Source organism: Sphingopyxis sp. GW821-FHT12F08, assembly GCF_058806755.1.
On sequence record NZ_JBXAQA010000004.1, the window covers coordinates 390,419 to 406,781 of the forward strand.

Annotated in this window: 15 protein-coding genes and 1 tRNA gene; 6 read left to right on the forward strand and 10 right to left on the reverse strand. The window is 67.1% G+C overall.

What is annotated here, in order from left to right:
* Nucleotides 1–96: 96 nt before the first annotated feature.
* On the forward strand, nt 97–1,284 hold the full coding sequence (locus AC1RNQ_RS13855) for a glycosyltransferase (RefSeq protein ID WP_493171794.1): 1,188 nt from the start codon (nt 97–99) through the stop codon (nt 1,282–1,284).
* Nucleotides 1,285–1,374: 90 nt separating this feature from the next.
* Here the strand turns inward: AC1RNQ_RS13855 and secF are convergent, their stop codons facing one another.
* From secF to yajC, 3 genes are read right to left on the reverse strand one after another with little or no spacing between them, the layout of a single operon-like run.
* Nucleotides 1,375–2,355 carry a protein translocase subunit SecF gene (gene secF, locus AC1RNQ_RS13860; protein ID WP_493171796.1) on the reverse strand — a complete coding sequence of 327 codons (981 nt, stop codon included), beginning with the start codon at nt 2,353–2,355 and terminating at the stop codon, nt 1,375–1,377.
* A 12-nt stretch (nt 2,356–2,367) separates the two neighbouring features.
* Entirely contained in the window at nt 2,368–3,978 is a 1,611-nt protein-coding gene (gene secD / locus AC1RNQ_RS13865; RefSeq protein ID WP_493171798.1) for a protein translocase subunit SecD, read from the reverse strand.
* Between the two features lie 52 nt (nt 3,979–4,030).
* Nucleotides 4,031–4,363: a preprotein translocase subunit YajC gene (gene yajC / locus AC1RNQ_RS13870; protein WP_493171800.1), complete on the reverse strand. Its 333-nt coding sequence runs from the start codon at nt 4,361–4,363 to the stop codon at nt 4,031–4,033.
* A 271-nt stretch (nt 4,364–4,634) separates the two neighbouring features.
* Between yajC and AC1RNQ_RS13875 the strand changes: the two genes are divergently transcribed.
* Both AC1RNQ_RS13875 and AC1RNQ_RS13880 read left to right on the forward strand, forming a co-directional pair.
* Nucleotides 4,635–4,711 (forward strand) — tRNA-Pro (locus tag AC1RNQ_RS13875).
* Between the two features lie 244 nt (nt 4,712–4,955).
* Nucleotides 4,956–5,696 carry an SDR family NAD(P)-dependent oxidoreductase gene (locus AC1RNQ_RS13880; protein WP_493171801.1) on the forward strand — a complete coding sequence of 247 codons (741 nt, stop codon included), beginning with the start codon at nt 4,956–4,958 and terminating at the stop codon, nt 5,694–5,696.
* A 9-nt stretch (nt 5,697–5,705) separates the two neighbouring features.
* Here the strand turns inward: AC1RNQ_RS13880 and AC1RNQ_RS13885 are convergent, their stop codons facing one another.
* The 6 genes from AC1RNQ_RS13885 to AC1RNQ_RS13910 all read right to left on the reverse strand — a co-directional run bounded on the left by AC1RNQ_RS13885 (nt 5,706) and on the right by AC1RNQ_RS13910 (nt 11,669).
* On the reverse strand, nt 5,706–6,107 hold the full coding sequence (locus AC1RNQ_RS13885) for a GFA family protein (protein WP_493171803.1): 402 nt from the start codon (nt 6,105–6,107) through the stop codon (nt 5,706–5,708).
* Nucleotides 6,104–6,760, reverse strand: coding sequence for a TetR family transcriptional regulator (locus AC1RNQ_RS13890; RefSeq protein ID WP_493171805.1), 657 nt, complete (start codon nt 6,758–6,760; stop codon nt 6,104–6,106). The genes AC1RNQ_RS13885 and AC1RNQ_RS13890 overlap by 4 nt, the downstream gene beginning before the upstream one ends.
* A gap of 110 nt (nt 6,761–6,870) precedes the next feature.
* The gene (locus tag AC1RNQ_RS13895) at nt 6,871–8,361 is read right to left on the reverse strand and encodes an acetyl-CoA acetyltransferase (RefSeq protein ID WP_493171807.1); all 1,491 of its coding nucleotides are present in this window, start codon (nt 8,359–8,361) and stop codon (nt 6,871–6,873) included.
* Between the two features lie 11 nt (nt 8,362–8,372).
* Complete coding sequence (locus AC1RNQ_RS13900) at nt 8,373–9,170, reverse strand: crotonase/enoyl-CoA hydratase family protein (protein WP_493171809.1); 798 nt, start codon at nt 9,168–9,170, stop codon at nt 8,373–8,375.
* Nucleotides 9,171–9,334: 164 nt separating this feature from the next.
* A complete protein-coding gene (locus AC1RNQ_RS13905) occupies nt 9,335–10,558 on the reverse strand; it encodes an acyl-CoA dehydrogenase family protein (RefSeq protein ID WP_493171811.1) in 1,224 nt (407 codons plus the stop codon).
* Nucleotides 10,559–10,568: 10 nt separating this feature from the next.
* A complete protein-coding gene (locus AC1RNQ_RS13910; protein ID WP_493171813.1) occupies nt 10,569–11,669 on the reverse strand; it encodes an acyl-CoA dehydrogenase family protein in 1,101 nt (366 codons plus the stop codon).
* Nucleotides 11,670–11,829: 160 nt separating this feature from the next.
* On the opposite strand from AC1RNQ_RS13910, the gene AC1RNQ_RS13915 reads away from it, so the two are divergent.
* Nucleotides 11,830–14,145 (forward strand): CaiB/BaiF CoA-transferase family protein, encoded by a 2,316-nt coding sequence (locus tag AC1RNQ_RS13915; protein ID WP_493171815.1) that lies wholly within the window; start codon nt 11,830–11,832, stop codon nt 14,143–14,145.
* 16 nt (nt 14,146–14,161) lie between these two features.
* Here the strand turns inward: AC1RNQ_RS13915 and AC1RNQ_RS13920 are convergent, their stop codons facing one another.
* The gene (locus AC1RNQ_RS13920; protein ID WP_493171817.1) at nt 14,162–14,536 is read right to left on the reverse strand and encodes an EthD domain-containing protein; all 375 of its coding nucleotides are present in this window, start codon (nt 14,534–14,536) and stop codon (nt 14,162–14,164) included.
* Nucleotides 14,537–14,671: 135 nt separating this feature from the next.
* Between AC1RNQ_RS13920 and AC1RNQ_RS13925 the strand changes: the two genes are divergently transcribed.
* Both AC1RNQ_RS13925 and AC1RNQ_RS13930 read left to right on the forward strand, forming a co-directional pair.
* Nucleotides 14,672–15,082, forward strand: coding sequence for a Zn-ribbon domain-containing OB-fold protein (locus tag AC1RNQ_RS13925; protein WP_493171819.1), 411 nt, complete (start codon nt 14,672–14,674; stop codon nt 15,080–15,082).
* Nucleotides 15,079–16,242: a thiolase C-terminal domain-containing protein gene (locus AC1RNQ_RS13930; protein WP_493171821.1), complete on the forward strand. Its 1,164-nt coding sequence runs from the start codon at nt 15,079–15,081 to the stop codon at nt 16,240–16,242. The genes AC1RNQ_RS13925 and AC1RNQ_RS13930 overlap by 4 nt, the downstream gene beginning before the upstream one ends.
* Nucleotides 16,243–16,363 lie beyond the last annotated feature (121 nt).

Consider the following 16,363-nt stretch of genomic DNA (forward strand, 5'->3'; position numbering starts at 1 on the left):
CGTTCGTCCTGAGCTTGTCGAAGGACCGTCCTTCTCTTTGACGAAAGAAAGAACAGTGCTTCGACAAGCTCAGCACGAACGGATGAGAGGGTGGGCATGAACACGCCCCTCCGCGTCCTCAGCATCGCGACGCTCTTCCCCGACGCCGCGCGCCCGAACTTCGGCCTCTTCGTCGAACGAAGCCTGCGCGCGCTCGCCGCGCAGCCCGGTATCCAACTCACCGTCGTCGCGCCCGTCGGGCTGCCGCCCTTCCCGCTGTCGCTCCACCCGCGCTACCGGGCGCTTCGCGACCTGCCGGAACTGGAGCAGTGGAACGGCCTCACCGTCCACCGCCCGCGCTTCGCTTTGATCCCGAAGGTCGGCGCACGCTACAATCCCGCCGCCATCGCGCGCGCGGTCCTCCCGATCGCCCGCGCCGCCGCGCCCGATATCCTCGACGCGCAATTCTTCTACCCCGACGGCCCCGCAGCGATGCGCGTCGCCGAAACGCTCGGCCTGCCTTTCTCGGCCAAGGCACGCGGCGCCGACATCAGCCATTTCGGCCACGACCCCGCCACCGCTCCGCAATTGATCGAAGCCGCCGCCAAAGCTGCCGGCCTGCTCGCCGTTTCCGACGCGATGCGCCGCGACATGGCCGCAATCGGCATCGACGCGCAGAAGATCGCGGTCCACTACACCGGCATCGACACGACGCGCTTCCATCCCGGCGACCGCGCCGCCGCGCGCGCCTCGCTCGGCATGGGCGATGCCCCCGCGATCCTCACCGTCGGCGCGCTCATCCCGCGCAAGGGGCAGGCGCTGGTGATCGAAGCCCTCGCCGCGCTCCCCGGCGTCCACTACTGGCTCGCCGGCGCGGGCGAGGAGCAGGGCCGCTACCGCGCGCGCGCCGAAAAGCTGGGCGTCGCCGACCGCGTCCACTTCCTCGGCGCCGTCGCCAATGCCGAACTCCCCCAGCTTTACCGCGCCGCCGACATCGTGGTGATGCCCTCGGCCAGCGAAGGCCTCGCCAACGCCTGGGTCGAGGCGCTCGCCTGCGGCACCCCGATCGTGATCAGCGACGCCGGCGGTGCCGCCGAACTCGTCACCTCGCCCGTCGCCGGTCGCATCGCCCCGCGCTCTCCCGCGGCCATCGCCGAAGCGGTGCGCGCGATCCTCGCCGCGCCGCCCGCGCCCGCCGACGTCGCCGCGACGCTCGGGGGCCGCTTCGACTGGGACCGCAACGGCCGCGAGTTGGGGGAGCATCTCCACCGGTGTGCGGGCCGCTCAATCGGGCCGTCCAAATGAAAACATAGCCCTGGGCCTGTCGAAGGGCGCTTCTCGGTGAAGCGCCCTTCGACAGGCTCAGGGCCATAGTGATTTTCCTGCTCTAGCCGATCAGACGACCGCGCCGTCGTCCTTGCGCTCGATCCGCTCGCCGCCCGCCATACCGGCGCTCGTGCGCGGCACGAAGCTGTCGGGACCGACCTTCAGCCAGACCAGCACCGGGGTCGACATCAGCACCGACGAATAGCCGCCGATGAACACGCCGAACAGCATCGCCGCGGTGAAGCCGAAGATGACGTCGGGTCCGAAGATCAGCAGCATACCGAGCGCAAGCAGCATCGCGACGGTCGTCATGACCGTGCGCGACAGCGTTTCGTTGATGCTGAGGTTGAGGAGCGGGATGATGTCCATCTTGCGATATTTTTTGAGGTTCTCGCGGATGCGGTCGTACACCACGATCGTGTCGTTCAGCGAATAGCCGACGATCGTCAGCAGCGCCGCGACGCTGTTCAGGTCGAATTGCATCTGCGTCACCGCGAACAGGCCGAAGGTCAGCGCGACCTCGTGGAACAGGCGCCCGAGCGCCCCGACCCCGAACTGCCATTCGAAGCGGATCCAGATGTAGATCGAGATGCCCAATATCGCGAGCGCCAGGCTGATCGCACCGGTGCGCAGCAATTCGCCCGACACCTTGCCCGACACCGTCTCGACCGTGCCGGTCTTGGCGGTAGGAAAGGCCTTGGCGATCCCCGCGACGAGCTGTTCGCCCGCGCGGTCGGCCGACGCCTTGTCGCCTTCGGGCAGCGCAGTGCGGATCGAGATCGCCTTGTCCGATCCGAACTGCTGGATCGTCGGTTCGCCGAGGCCGATCGCGCTGACCTTCTCGCGAATATCGTCGATCGGCGGCATCGCCTGGGTGAATTCGACGCGGACCGACTGGCCGCCAACGAAGTCGACGCCCAGGTTCAGGCCCTTGACCGCCACCAGCGCGATCGAGATCGCGACGAGGAAAAAGCTCATGAACGAGGCGACTTTCCGCCAGCGCAGAAAATCGATGTTGGTGTCGTCGGGGACGAATTTCAGCAAGCGCATGATGTCGCTCCCTTAAATGTTGATCGACGTCGGCCGCGCGCTGCGCAGCCAATGGGCGACGAACATGCGGGTGACGGTGACGGCGGTGAAGACGCTGGTGACGATGCCGATGGTCAGCACCACGGCGAAGCCCTTGATCGGCCCGGTGCCGAACCAGAACATCAGCGCCGCGGCGATGACGTTGGTGACGTTGGCGTCGAAGATCGCGCGGCTCGCTTCGCTGTAACCGAGCTCGACCGCCTGGAACACGCGCCGGCCGCGCTTCAACTCCTCGCGTATTCGCTCGTTGATCAGCACGTTCGCGTCGACCGCGGCGCCGATCGTCAGCACGAAGCCGGCGATGCCGGGCAGGGTCAGCGTCGCGTTGAACGCCGCCATGATCGCGATGATGAGGAACACGTTGAACGCCAGCGCGATGTTCGCATAGACGCCGAAACGGCCATAGACGACGAGCATCAGTGCCAGCACCGACACTGTCGCGATGATTCCCGCGATCGCGCCCTTCTCGATCGAATCCTTGCCGAGTTCGGGGGTGACCGTGCGTTCCTCGACCACGTCGAGCTTCACCGGCAGCGAGCCCGAGCGCAGCGCAATCGCCAGCTCGTTCGCGGTCTGCACCGTGAAGCTGCCCGAAATCTGCGCCTGCCCGCCCAGAATCGCTTCGTTGATCGTCGGCGCCGACAACACCTGGCCGTCGAGCACCATCGCGAAGCGCTTGTTGACGTTGGCGCCGGTGACGCGCGCAAAGGTGTTCGACCCCGCCGAATCGAAGCGGATCGACACCGCCGGCAGCTGCGCCTGGTTGAAATCCTGCCGCGCGTCGATCAGCTGGTCGCCGCTGATCATCACCTGCCGGCTCAAAATCTCGCCCGGCGCGCCGCCGCCTTCATTGGGGGCATAGGGCACGAATTCGCTGCCGATCGGGACGTTGACCGGACCGCCGGCCCCCACCGTGCCATTGGGATCGACCATGCGGAATTCGAGCCGCGCGGTCCGGCCCAGGAGGTCCTTCAGCGCCTTCGGGTCCTGCAGCCCGGGCACCTGCACCACGATGCGGTCGCTGCCCTCGCGGATGATCGTCGGTTCGCGCGTGCCCAGTTCGTTGACGCGCTTGTCGATGATCTCGCGCGCGGTTTCCATCGCGCGGTCGATCGCCTGATCGCGGCCCGACGCGGTCAGCGTCATCACGATACGCGTGGTATCGACGACCTCGATCTGCCAGTCGCGCTGGCCGGTCAGCCCGGCGCCCTGCGTCTCGCGGAACAGCCGGTCGCGCGCATCGTCGAGCTGGTTCTGGTCGCGCACGAGGAAGCTGATCGTGCTCCCCGACGCCTTGAAATCGCCGATCGCGATATCGTCGTCGGACCCGGTCTCGCCGCGCATCGACACGCGCACGGTCTTTTCCATGTTGGAAAGCTGGGTCTTGTTGAGGTCGGCGATGTCGGCCTCGAGCAGCAAGTGGCTGCCGCCCGCCAGGTCGAGCCCCAGATTGACCTTGATCTGCGCAAAGCTGGGCAGCTGGTCGAAGGTCTTCTGGGGCAGGAAGGTCGGGATGGCGAACAGGATGCCGAACAGCAGCGACAGGCTGATGCTGATGGTTTTCCAGCGCGGGAAATCGAGCATGTCTTTGGTCCGATAACTTGGGCGCGCGCCCGCCGCGGCGGGCGCCGCCGCGTCAGTCGTTGGCGGGCTTGGCGCCGGGCTGCAGGACGTCCGACAGGGTCGACTTCACGACCTTGATCTTCACGCCTTGCGCGATTTCGACATCGGCGAAATCATCGTCGACGCGCGTCACCTTGCCGACGATGCCGCCGCCGGTCACCACCTGGTCGCGCGGCTTCACCGCCGCGATCTTGGCGCGATGCTCCTTCATCCGCGTCTGCTGCGGGCGGATCAGGAAGAACCAGAAGACGATGAAGATCAGCACCAGCGGGACGATCTGTCCCGCAAAGAGCGCGGCCCCGCCGCCCGATCCGGCCGCCTGGCTCAGAAGCAAATTCGTCGACATCGATGAGAATCTTTCCGTTCGAAAGCGGCGCCGTCCCCACCCGGGCCGGCGCGCAAGATAATGGCGCGGCGCCTATCACGCGGGGGCGGAGCGTGCAACCGGCGGCTGCGTGCCGCCCCCCGCGGCAAGCAGAGCGAAAATGGGGCGGCGGCGCGCGAGTTCAAGACGGCTGGAAAGGATATCGCATCGCCGTCCGTCGACTTCGCTAACCTCTGCGCTTGCATCCCCCGCCGACCCGCGCTAGGGGCCTCGCCTGCCCAACAGGGCCGGTCGGGACGTAGCGCAGCCTGGTAGCGCATCACACTGGGGGTGTGGGGGTCGGAGGTTCGAATCCTCTCGTCCCGACCAATTCAATCAATCGCTCGAGCGTAGCGTTTGAACAAAAGGCCCTAGCGGCGCTTTCAAGCCAATCCCATGACAATCCTGCTCCAGGATTTCGCTACGCCGAATCCTTGGGCCCGAAATCGCATGGCCGGTCCCGCGTATCTGCGAGCCCCCATCTCCAAAGGCCTCCGCCATTGCAACCGGGCGCATATATCTATACCTTGTAGATAGCGGCGGCGAATGGCGCGGGTCATATGGGAGAAGCTGGATGGCGGGCCGGTTGTCGGGGAAGATCGTCCTTCTGTCGGGCGGAACGCGGGGGATGGGCGAAGCGCAGGTCCGCGGAATGGTGCGCGAGGGCGCCGAGGTCGTGTTCGGCGGCCGGGACCGGGCCGCCGGAACGGCAATCGCGGCATCGCTCGGCGGCAAGGCGCATTTCGTGCCGCTCGACGTCACGAAGTCCGAAGACTGGACGGCCGCGGTCGACTGCACAGTGGGGCGGTTCGGCCGGATCGACGGCATTGTGAACAATGCCGGCGTCGGTGCCACGCGCCCGCTGGTCGAAATCGGCGACGAAGAGTGGGCCGGCATCGTCGCGGTCAACCAGAATGGCGTGTTTTTCGGCATGCGCGAGGGCGCACGCGCGATGCTGCAATCGGGCGGGGGCTCGATCGTCAACGTCGCATCGCCTGCAGGCACCAAAGCCCATGCCAATCTGGTCGCCTATTCGGCCGCGAAGGCAGCGGTGATCGGGATGTCGCGGGCGGCCGCGAAGGAGCTCGCGCCCAGCGGCATCCGCATCAACGTCCTGATCCCGGGCTTTTTCGCGACGCGCCTGCTGACCGAGACGACGAACAGCGAGGCGCTCCTGCGCGGGGCGCAACTGACCCCGCTCGGGCGCGTCGCACAGCCCGAGGAGAGCGTCGGCGCGGTCCTGTTCCTGCTCTCCGACGAAAGCAGCTTCGTCACGGGGACGCAGGTCGTCGTCGACGGCGGCTACACCGCCTGACCCGATACGTCAGGCGTTCTTTTCGAACGCATATTGCCCCTCGGGCAGCACGACCCACGGCAGCGCGGTCGACGTCCAGACGCTGACCGTCGGAACGAAGGGGGCCGGATCGTCGAGCGTCCCGGCCTTGACGATCAACAGCCCCTTCCCGTCGGTGGGCTCCGAGAAGATCGGCGACCCGCAGCCGCCGCAGAATTTGCGCAACACCGCGTTGCCCGAGAATGTGTCCTTGTCTTCATAGACCGAAAGCTCGCCTTCATGGATGACCGCGGCACCCTTGAAGAGCAGGTTGATCGAGAAGGCGCTGCCCGATTGCCGGCGACAATTGGTGCAGTGGCATTGCGCCACCACGATCGGCTCGCCTTCGGCACGGTAGCGCACCGCACCGCAATTGCATCCACCCTCGATCATATTGCCCCGCCCTTCTGTCCGTACCGAAATCTGAAACCATCGAGCAGCACCTCCAGCGTCTCGACGAACAGCGCCTCGTCGGACACCGGCGATTTGGCGATCGCCGCGGCGAGCAGCGGATAGCGCGCCGCATCGACCGGCGGCATCGCGGCATGGTCGTGCGCCTTGGCCGCCGCGTCGAAGAGCGACTTGCCATAGGTCAGCTTTTCGAGCGCCTCGAGTACCGCCAGATGATGCTCGGGCGGATAAGGGCAATCCGACAGCCCGCGCTCATAGGCGCCGAGCATCAACTCGCGCGGAAAGAAGCGGAGCATCAGCGGCCCGGCATGCGCATGGGTCAGCATCACGCGCCGCGTCGCGACCGCGAGGTCGATCACCCGCTCCTCCCACGACGAGCCGGGCTTTTCTCCCTGCCCCACCTCGACCAGCAAGGTCCGGGCGATCATGTGGAGAAGCTCGTCGCGATTTTTGAAATGATAATAGAGCGACGGCGCCTGGACGTTCAGTTCGCGCGCCACCGCCTGCACCGTCAGCGCGTCGAGGCCCTTGCGATCGAGCAGGTCGATCGACACCTGGATCGCGGTTTCGCGCGTGATCAGCGGCGTCAGCGGGCGTCCCGGTCCCTTTTTTCTCTTGGCTTGGCTGGCGGGCAAACTGATCCCTTTCCCTATCGGCATTAGGCCGACAGATGCCATCATTGCCCGGCTTTGAACAGCCAGCAGGCTGCAACGCGTCGAATGCCCCTCGATCCGCCCCCTCGCGATCACGCAAAGCGCCATTCGCGAAGCGCCGCGCCCTCGACGATCCGGCCGGGCGCACCGACGGGATCGGTGTCGGCATCGGCGAGCCGCCGTAGAACCTCGCTGTCGCCGGGCGGGACATGCGCGAGCGTCCGCTCGCCCTCCGGCGTCCGCGCAACCACCACGCCCGCCTTCGGCAATCCGTCGCGCCGGTAAAGGATCGTGTAGCTTTCGATGGTCGCGTCGCCCAGATAGTCGCGCGCCAGCGCCGGAATTGCATCGCGCATCGCGTCGGCCTCCTCCTGATAGTCGTAACGGCGGGGAAAGGAGGCGGCCGCGATCGGCGCGCTGCTGATCACGATGCTGTGATTATGCGTCGCATAGCCGCCATTGGCGAAGAGCAGCCCCGTCCCGCCTTCCGCGCGCAGCCGGTCGGTCATGCTCGCGATGGCGTGTCCCATATAATTGCCGATCGGCCCGCCGCCGAAGGTCAGGCCGCCGAAGACCGTCGCGGGCCAGTCGGCCGGCCAATCGATGATCCGGCGCGCGAGCTTGGGGATGCAGGGAAAGCAGCTGTACAATTCGACCATGTCCAGCTGCGACGGATCGACTGCGTTCAATTCGAGCGTCCGGCGGATCGAGACCGCCATGCTCGCGCTATGGTCGTAGCGATCGCGTTGCAACGGGCTGTTCGGTTCGTGCGCGGCGGCGCCATTGCCGACATAGATCCAGCGATCCTCGGCGATCCCGCGCCGGCGCGCCTCTCCGACGCTCGTCACGATGAAGGCGGCGCCCTGGTTGACCGAGGCGTTGGCGACCATCAGCTTGTTATAGGGAAAGGCGATCGGCCGGTTGCTCTGGGACGGCGTCGTCACCTCGGCGGCGCTGACCGCCCCCCGGATCCAGGCATTGGGATTGGCGGCTGCGACCTCCGAAAAGAGCGACCAGATCGTCCCGCTTTCGGCCTGCGCTTCGTCGAAACTCTGCCCCAGCGATGCGCGGAGCGCATTTTCGTAGAGCGGATAGACGTCGACCGGCGCGACCAGTCCATATTGCTGCGCATAGCTCGGTTCGCGGCGCTGCGCCGCTTCGCGCGTCGCATCGACGCGGCGGCCGGACTCTTGCGCCGCGGCCCTGGCCGCCGCGGTTCGCAGCGCTTCGGCCCCGCACACCAGTGCGATCCGGCACTCGCCGGCCCCGATCCGGTTGGCCGCCTCGTTAAGCAGCAGCACCGGACTGTCGCCGTTCGGTCCTTCGCTTTGCACCATCGTCGCGGGCGCGATGCCGAGTTCGCCGGCCAGGGGCCCCCGCGCATCGCGGATCTCGCGGAACGATATCTGCTGGACGATGCCGAGGAAATCGGCGTCGGCGAGCAACGCCGTGCCGGCGTCCTCTTCGGCGATACGCAGCGCGTCCGCCATCAACAGGATGGGGTCGCGCCCGTCGGCGGGGTTTTCCGGCCGATCATTGATCTGGCCGACACCGACGATGATCGGGCTGTTGTCGTCCGGCATTCTTCGCTTCCTCAACGGGCCTGCCATATGGGCTGGCGCTTTTCGGCAAAGGCACGCGGGCCTTCGCGCGAATCCGCGGAGGTGAAGACGAGCCGCGTCTCGCGCTTGTTCGCTTCCCAATATTCGTCGTCGCCGGCGATCCGGCCCTCGGCGATGCCCATCGCGATGCGCTTGCTCGCCTGCACCGCGAGCGGTGCGTTGACCGCGATGCGCTCGGCGAAATCGAGTGCGGCCTCCATGAGCTTGCCCAGTGGAACCACCTCGTTCGCGAGGCCCAGGTCGAACGCGCGCTGCGCCGAGATCGGCTCGCCCGTCAGCAACAGCTGCATCGCGACCTTGCGCGGCAGTTGCTGGACGATGCGAAAGGCACCGCCCGCCGCGGCGATGATCCCGCGCTTGACCTCGGGCAGCCCGAACTGCGCATGGTCGGCGGCGATCACGAGGTCGGAGGCGAGCACGAGCTCGGTGCCGCCGCCAAGCGCGAAGCCGTTGACCGCGGCGATGATTGGCTTGCCGATCGGGTGCCGCACGAAACCCGCGAAGCCCCAGGCGCGCTGTGCCTTGTCTTCGGGCTCGAGCCGCTCGCCGCGCGACAGCGCTTTCAGGTCGGCGCCCGCGCAAAAGGCCTGGTCGCCCGCGCCGGTGACGATCACCGCGCGGATCTCGGGATCGGCCTCGGCCCGTTCGAGCCCCTCGCCCAGCCCGACATGCACCGCGGCGTTGACCGCGTTACGCGCCTCGGGACGGTTGATCGTCAGGATCAGGACATGGCCGCGGCGTTCGGCGAGCACGGCGGGAGTGTCGGTCATCTTGTCTCTCCGATTGGGGGCGTAGCTTGTGTCGCCATTCAGTTCAGGGTGAGTCGAAAATGGTGATTTTTCGCGACCGGAGCGCAGCGTACTTCAGTACGTGAGCACCGGAAGCGCGGGAAATCGCCATTTGCAGGCCGCCCTGGGCTGAATGGCGACACAAGCTAGAGGCCCATGATCTTGGCAATGATGTTGCGCTGGATCTCGTTGGTCCCGGCATAGATCGACGCGGCGCGTTCGCTGACGTAGCGCATCGGCGCGATCGCCGCCTCGCGCGGCCCGGCGAAGGCGCCCTCTGCATGCGGGAAATGGACGGGACCCGCGGAAACCCCGGCTTGCGGCTGATAGGCCATGCCATAGCGGCCGGCGGCGAGCAGGCGCAGCTCGGTGATCCGCTGCTGCAATTCGGTGCCGCGGATCTTCATCAGCGACGGAATGGCATGCGGATAGCGCCCTGTCCCGGCATCGCTCATCGCACGGAATTCGAAGATTTCGAGCGCCAGCACGTCGATCCGCGCCTGCGCGATCGCATCGGCGAAGGCAGTATCGTCGATCAGCCGCCCGCCGGCATCGCCCCGAACGTCGCGCGCAAATTGCTCGATCTCGTCGAGGTCGATCTGCAAGCCCGGCGCGTAGGCCGCGCCGCCGCGCTCGAACTCGAGCAGATATTTCGCGACGGTCCAGCCGTCGCCGATCGCGCCGACGACATTGGCCTTGGGCACGCGCACGGCGTCGAGGAAAATCTCGTTCTGGATATTCTCGCCCGCGGGCGAGACCGTCGGCACCACGGTGACGCCGGCGCTGGTCATGTCGATCAGCAGGAAGCTGATCCCCTTCTGCGGCCGGTCGAGCGTCGCGGTGCGGACGAGGAAAAAGCCCCAGTTCGCCACATGCGCATGCGTGCTCCACAATTTCTGGCCGGTGACGACAAGATGATCGCCATCGTCCTCGGCGCGGCACTGGAGGCTGGCGAGGTCGGAACCCGAGCCGGTTTCGGAATAGCCCTGGCACCAGAAATGCTCGCCCGAGAGCATGCGCGGCAGGAAGAAAGCCTTCTGTCCGGCGCTGCCATGGCCGATGATCGCGGGGCCGCACATCTGGACGCCCATCGGCGAGACCGGCGGCGCGCCCGCGGCGATGCGTTCGCGCTGCCAGACATAGCGCTGCGCGAGGCTCCAGCCGGTACCACCATATTCGACCGGCCAGGACGGCGCGACCCAGCCCTTTTCGTGCAGGATCGCCTGCCAGGCGCGCGCATGCGCCGGGTCGGCGTAGACGCTGGTCATATGGGCGCCGCTCGCGCGGAGTTCATCTGTCAGCTTGTCCGCTAGAAAGGCGCGCACCTCGTCGCGGAAGGCGATTTCGTCGGCGCTCCAGGCGATGTCCATCGATCCCTCCTCAGGCCGCGCGCGACAGGGCGGCGAAGCGTCGGCGGTGCCAGTCGGCCGAGCCGAATTCGCTTTCGATCACGGTGGCGCGGCGGAAATAATGCGTCACCCGAACCTCGTCGGTCATGCCCATGCCGCCATGGAGCTGGATCGCATTCTGGCCGACGAAGCGGCACCCGTCGGCGACGGTCACCTTCATCGCCGACACGGCGCGTGCACGTTCGTCCGGGGCTGCATCGAAGCTGAGTACCGCGCGATAGACCGCCGATGTCGCAAGCTCGAGCTGCATATACATGTCGACCATGCGGTGCTGGAGTATCTGGAAAGTCGAAATGGCCTGTCCGAACTGGTGGCGCTCTTTCGTAAAGGCGATGGTGTCGTCGAGCATCACGCGCATCACGCCGAGCGCCTCGGCACCGAGCATCGCGGTCGCGATGTCGCAAAGCCGCTCGATCGCCTCGGCGCCGCGCGCGACGAGCGCGCCTTCGGGCACTGCCACGGCATCGAAGGTCACGTCGGCGGCGCGGCGGCCGTCGATCGTCGGGAAGCCCTGCTGCGACAGGCCGACGGCACCCGCTTCGACGAGGAAAAGTGCCGGCTGCTCGCCGATGCGCGCGGTCACGAGGAAATGCGTCGCCATCGGCGCCGCGGTCACGACGATCTTGCGTCCGTCGAGCCGCCAGCCGACCGTCGTGCGCAGCGCAATGGTGCCCCGCGGCTCGCGGTCGAAGCGCGTTTCGGCTTCGGCCCAGGCGAAGGCGATCCGCATGTCGCCGCGGGCGATTGCCGCCAGTTCGGCCCCATGCGCGGCGCCAAGCGCCGACGCCCCGATCACCGCAGTTTCGAGATAGGGCTCGACGAGCAGGTTCGCACCCAGTTCCTCCATCACGACCATCATGTCGACCGCATCGCCGCCGACGCCGCCTGCGCCTTCGGGCACGAGCACGCCCAAAATGCCAAGGTCGCCTGCCAGCCCACGCCACAGCGATTCGCTCCAGCCGGATGCGCTGCGCACATTGGCCGTGCGCGCCGAAAACCCGTTGTTGCGCTGAAGATAGCCGCGCAGCGCGTCGCGCAACTGGCGCTGATCGTCGGTGAAAGTGAAGTCCATCGGCAGCTCTCCGTGGCGTGGCCGCTATCATAGAAGGCCGGCACCGCAAAACGAATTAGTCGATTAATTAACTTTTCTTGGTGGCGCAGATATGCCAAGCGGCGGACACGCCCGACGCACCTTTTTTTGCGTCGGCGCCCGTCGATCAGAAGGAAGATATATGTCCAATCGCCCGCTGTCCGGCATCCGCATCGTCGAGAGCGTGCAGGGACCGCTAGCGATGATCGGGCGCTATCTCGCGGACCTCGGCGCCGCGGTCGATCGCTTCGCACCCGATGCCGATGCCGATGCCGATGCTAGCGCGGAAGCGGTCGTCGCCCATGCGGGGAAACGGATTCACGCGGAGGATCTGAGCGGTCCGACCGCCGCGACGGCGATCGCGCGCGCGCATATCGTCATCGTCGGCCCGGCGTCGGGGGTCGACCTCGCAGCGCTTCGCCGCGCCCGCCCTGCCCTCGTCACCATGACCGTCAGCGACTTCGGCGAAAACGGGCCGCTGACGAACTGGCGCGCGACCGGCCCGGTGCTCCACGCGCTGTCGGCAGTCCTGTCACGGTCGGGCATTCGCGGTCGCGAACCGCTCCTGCCGCCCGGCGACCTCGCCTATCAATGCGCGGCGCCGCAGGCGGTGTTCGCGCTGCTCGGTGCGCTGTACCGCGTGCTCAGCGGCGGCGAAGGCGCGCATTTCGATTTCGCCGCGCTCGACGGCGCGGTGCAGGGGCTCGACCCGGGCTTCGGCATCAACGGCAGCGCGACGATGGGCAAGCCCGTCGGCCTGCTGATGCGCGACCGGCCGCGCGTGGGGTTCCAATATCCGATCATGCGCTGCGCCGACGGTTATGTGCGCATCTGCCTGCTCGCGAAGCGCCAGTGGCGCGGCATGTTCCGGTGGATGGGCGAGCCCGAACAATTCGCTTCGCCCGATTTCGACCGGACGTCGCACCGCTATGCGTCGGCGGACTTGCTGCCCCATATCGCCGGCTTCTTCGCCGACAAACGCCGTGTCGACCTGGAGCTCGGTGGACAGGAGCACGGCGTACCGATCGCGTCGGTGCTGACGCTCGGCGAATTTCTCGACAGCGACCACGCCGCCGCGCGCGAAGCGGTCGCGACGCTGGCCGACGGCACGCGGCTGCCCAATGGATTCCTGACGATCGACGGCGAGCGCATGGGTCCGTTGCCGGCAGCGGAGGATGCCGGGTTTCCCGCGGCCCCCGGCACGGCTCCCCTCGCCCCCTTCGGCGACCTCAAGGTGCTCGACCTCGGCGTCATCGTCGTCGGTGCCGAGGGCGCGCGCCTGCTCGGCGATCTCGGCGCCGATGTCATCAAGATCGAAAGCCAGGCCTTTCCAGATGGCAGCCGCCAATCCTATCTCGAGCATGGCATGTCGGTGAGTTTCGCCGCCGGCCATCGCAACAAACGCAGCCTGGGGATCGACCTGCGCAGCGCCGAGGGGCGCCAACTGTTCTTCGACCTGGTGAAACAGGCCGACGTCGTCTGCTCGAACTTCAAGCCCGGCACGATGGAGAAGCTGGGCCTCGGCGAGGCCGCGCTGCGCGCGGTCAATCCGCGCATCGTGGTGTCCGAAAGCTCGGCCTTCGGCGATACCGGGCCGTGGAGCGGGCGGATGGGCTATGGCCCGCTGGTCCGTGCGTCGACGGGGCTGACGCTCGCCTGGCGTTATCCCGACGATCCACAGAGTTTCAGCGATTCGATCACCGTCTATCCCGACCATGTCGCGGGGCGCATCTGCGCGATCGGGATCGCGGCGCTGCTGATCCGCCGCCTGCGTACCGGGCGCGGCGGGGTCGCCAAGGTCGCGCAGTCCGAGGTGATGATCGGCCATTTCGCCGCCGATGTCGTACGCGGTACGTCTGCGGGCGGCACGCCGACCGACTGGCCGTGGGGGGTGTATCGCGCCGCCGGCGACGACGAATGGTGCGTGATCACGGTCGAGGGCGACGCCGACTGGGCGCGGCTGTGCGAGGCGATCGGCTATACCGAAGGCGCGGCCTATGACACCGCCGCCAGGCGGCTTGCCGCACGCGGCGAAATCGACGCTCGGCTCGAGGCTTGGCTGGCCGACCGCACGCCGCGCGACGCGGCGGAGACGCTGCAGGCGGCCGGCATCGCCGCCGCACCGATGCTGCGCCTCGCCGAGCTTCCCGACTTCCCCTATTATCGCGAGCGCGGCTTCTACCGGATCGAGGACCATCCCTGGCTGCAGGAGGAGGTGGTCGGCGATGCCTATGTCGTGTGGACCGCCGACCTGCCTGCCCCGCCGCGGCGCCCCGCGCCGCTCAGCGGCGAGCAGAGCGCGGAGGTCATCGCCGACTGGCTCGGCATCGACGCGGCGGGCATCCAGACGCTCAAGGACGACGCCACCCTCGAACCGCTGGCCGACGTGACGCGGCAGCAGGCCGAGGCGCATATGGCGAGCCGCGAGCCCGTGACCGCGACGGGGCGGCCGAAATAGCGAGACTCGCCCCGCCTTAGTCGATGACGTGAAAATCGTCCGACAGGAAGATCGGCGAATGGGGCAGGTCGATGAACGTCTTCTCGTCCGCGAGCAGCAGCGCGCCGGCGATACGCCCCGCCTCGGTCGACCCGGCCGCGGCGAAGCTGGCCATATCGTCCCACCACAGCTGCGCGACGCCGTCGAAATCGAGGCCGGAGGAGCCGCGCACGTCGGCGAGCGGAAAGGCGCCCGGGAGCGTCAGGCTGTGCGACTGGACATATTTGCGGATGCCAAGCGCGGCGGCATGTTCCTTGACCAGCGGCGCATGCTTGTTACGCCAATAGTCTTGGAATTGCTCGCGCGTCAGCTCGGATAGCCGCTTGAGGCAGAAAGTCACTCTGAGCATCATTGTCTCTCCCATCCGCTCGCACATCCATGCTGCGGTGCACTTCCTCATTGCACGCTTCGATCAAATCTATATATAGTAGATAAATGATGCAATGGCCGCACGGGCGATGCGGCGGGAAAGGATGGCAAGGGGCGAATGACCTATCATTCGGCAACGGGTCCGATCGGCGCCGAGGGGCGCTATTGGGACGCGCTTCTGGAAGGGCGGCTCGAACTGCCGCGCTGCACGGGTTGCGGGCGCTGGCATTGGCCCGCGGTGTGGCGCTGCGGCAGCTGCGGCAGCTGGGACCATATATGGGTCGAACAATCGCTCGGCGGCGAGGTCTTTACCTACACCCGCACCCACCACCCCTTCGGCGGGACCGAGGGGTTCGACCAACCCTTTTCGACGCTGATCGTCACCCTGAACGCGGTGCCGGTTCGCCTCGTCGGGGTTCTCGAAGGCGACGAGACCGGGCTGAAGATTAGCGCCCCCGTCACCGGGACGATCGCGCGCACCGCATTCGGCGACGCGCAGATCCCCGCGCTGCGCTGGAGGCTCCTATGACCCCGAAGCTGTCGGGCCTCACCGCCGCCGCCGGCGTCGGTTATCGCCAGTACAAGCGCGGCACCGCGCCCGTGCCCGAACGCGGCGTGCTCGTCCGCGCGATCGTCGACGCGTGCGAGGACGCGGGCTTCGATCCCGCCGACGTCGATGGCTTCGTCTCCTATGGCGACGACAAGAACGAGCCGGTGCGGCTGATGCCCGACCTCGGCACCAAGGCGATCAACTGGTCGGCGCAGGTCTGGGGCGGCGGCGGGGGCGGCATCGCGGGGGCGTTCGGCATCGCCGCGTCGGCGATCCTCACCGGACAGGCACGCGCTGTCGTCGTGTTCCGTGCGCTCGTCGAGGGCAACAGCGGGCGGCTGTCGGCGGCGGTCATGGCGCATCACCTCAACGACCATATGGTGTCGTCGGGCATCCTCGCCCCCGCGCAGGTCTGCGCGATGCGCGCGCAGCGCATGTTCGAATATCATGGCGTGCCCTACGAGCTGTGCGAAGAATTGGTGAGGGCGTCTTATTATCACGGCAGCCGCAATCCCGAGGCGGTGGCCTATGGCAAGACCTTCGACCACGACGAATATCGCGGCTCACGCATCATCGCCGAGCCCTTCCACCTCTTCGATTGCAGCCGCGAGAATGACGGCGCGGGCGCGATCCTGCTCGTGTCGACCGAGATGGCGCGCGACCTGAAGAAGACGCCGGTCAAGCTGCTGTCGGTCGCGCAGGGGACCGAGGCGGGTTATGGCGACCTGCTCGAAAACGACGCGACCGAGCTTTATCCGACCGCGGGTTTCCGTGCGATCCGCGAGCGGCTCTACGGCACCGCCGGGCTGACCCCCGCCGACATCGATGTCGTCCAGTTGTACGAGAATTTCAGCGCGCAAGGCATCGCGTCGCTGATCGACCATGGCTTCTGCACCTATGAGAATGTCGCCGAGGTCGTGCGCTTCGAAAATCTCATCGCGCCGTCGGGCAAGCTGCCGGTGAACACCTCGGGCGGCAATCTCGCGCATGGCTTCGTCCATGGCTTCGTCACCGCAGTCGAGGCGGTGCGCTGCCTGCGCGGCGAGAGCCCGAACCCGGTGCCGAACGCGCGCACCTGTTTGCTCGCAGGCGGTCCCGGCGCGCCGACGATCAGCTCGGCGATCTTCGGGGTGGATTAGGGTTTATCGCGTCGAACGGGCGGTTTCGGGCGAAACACGCCATTTATAGCATCGTCATCCTGAACTTGTTTGAGCATCCATGGCCTGCCGTTTCCTTCGACGCGGCGCCTGACGAGAGCTC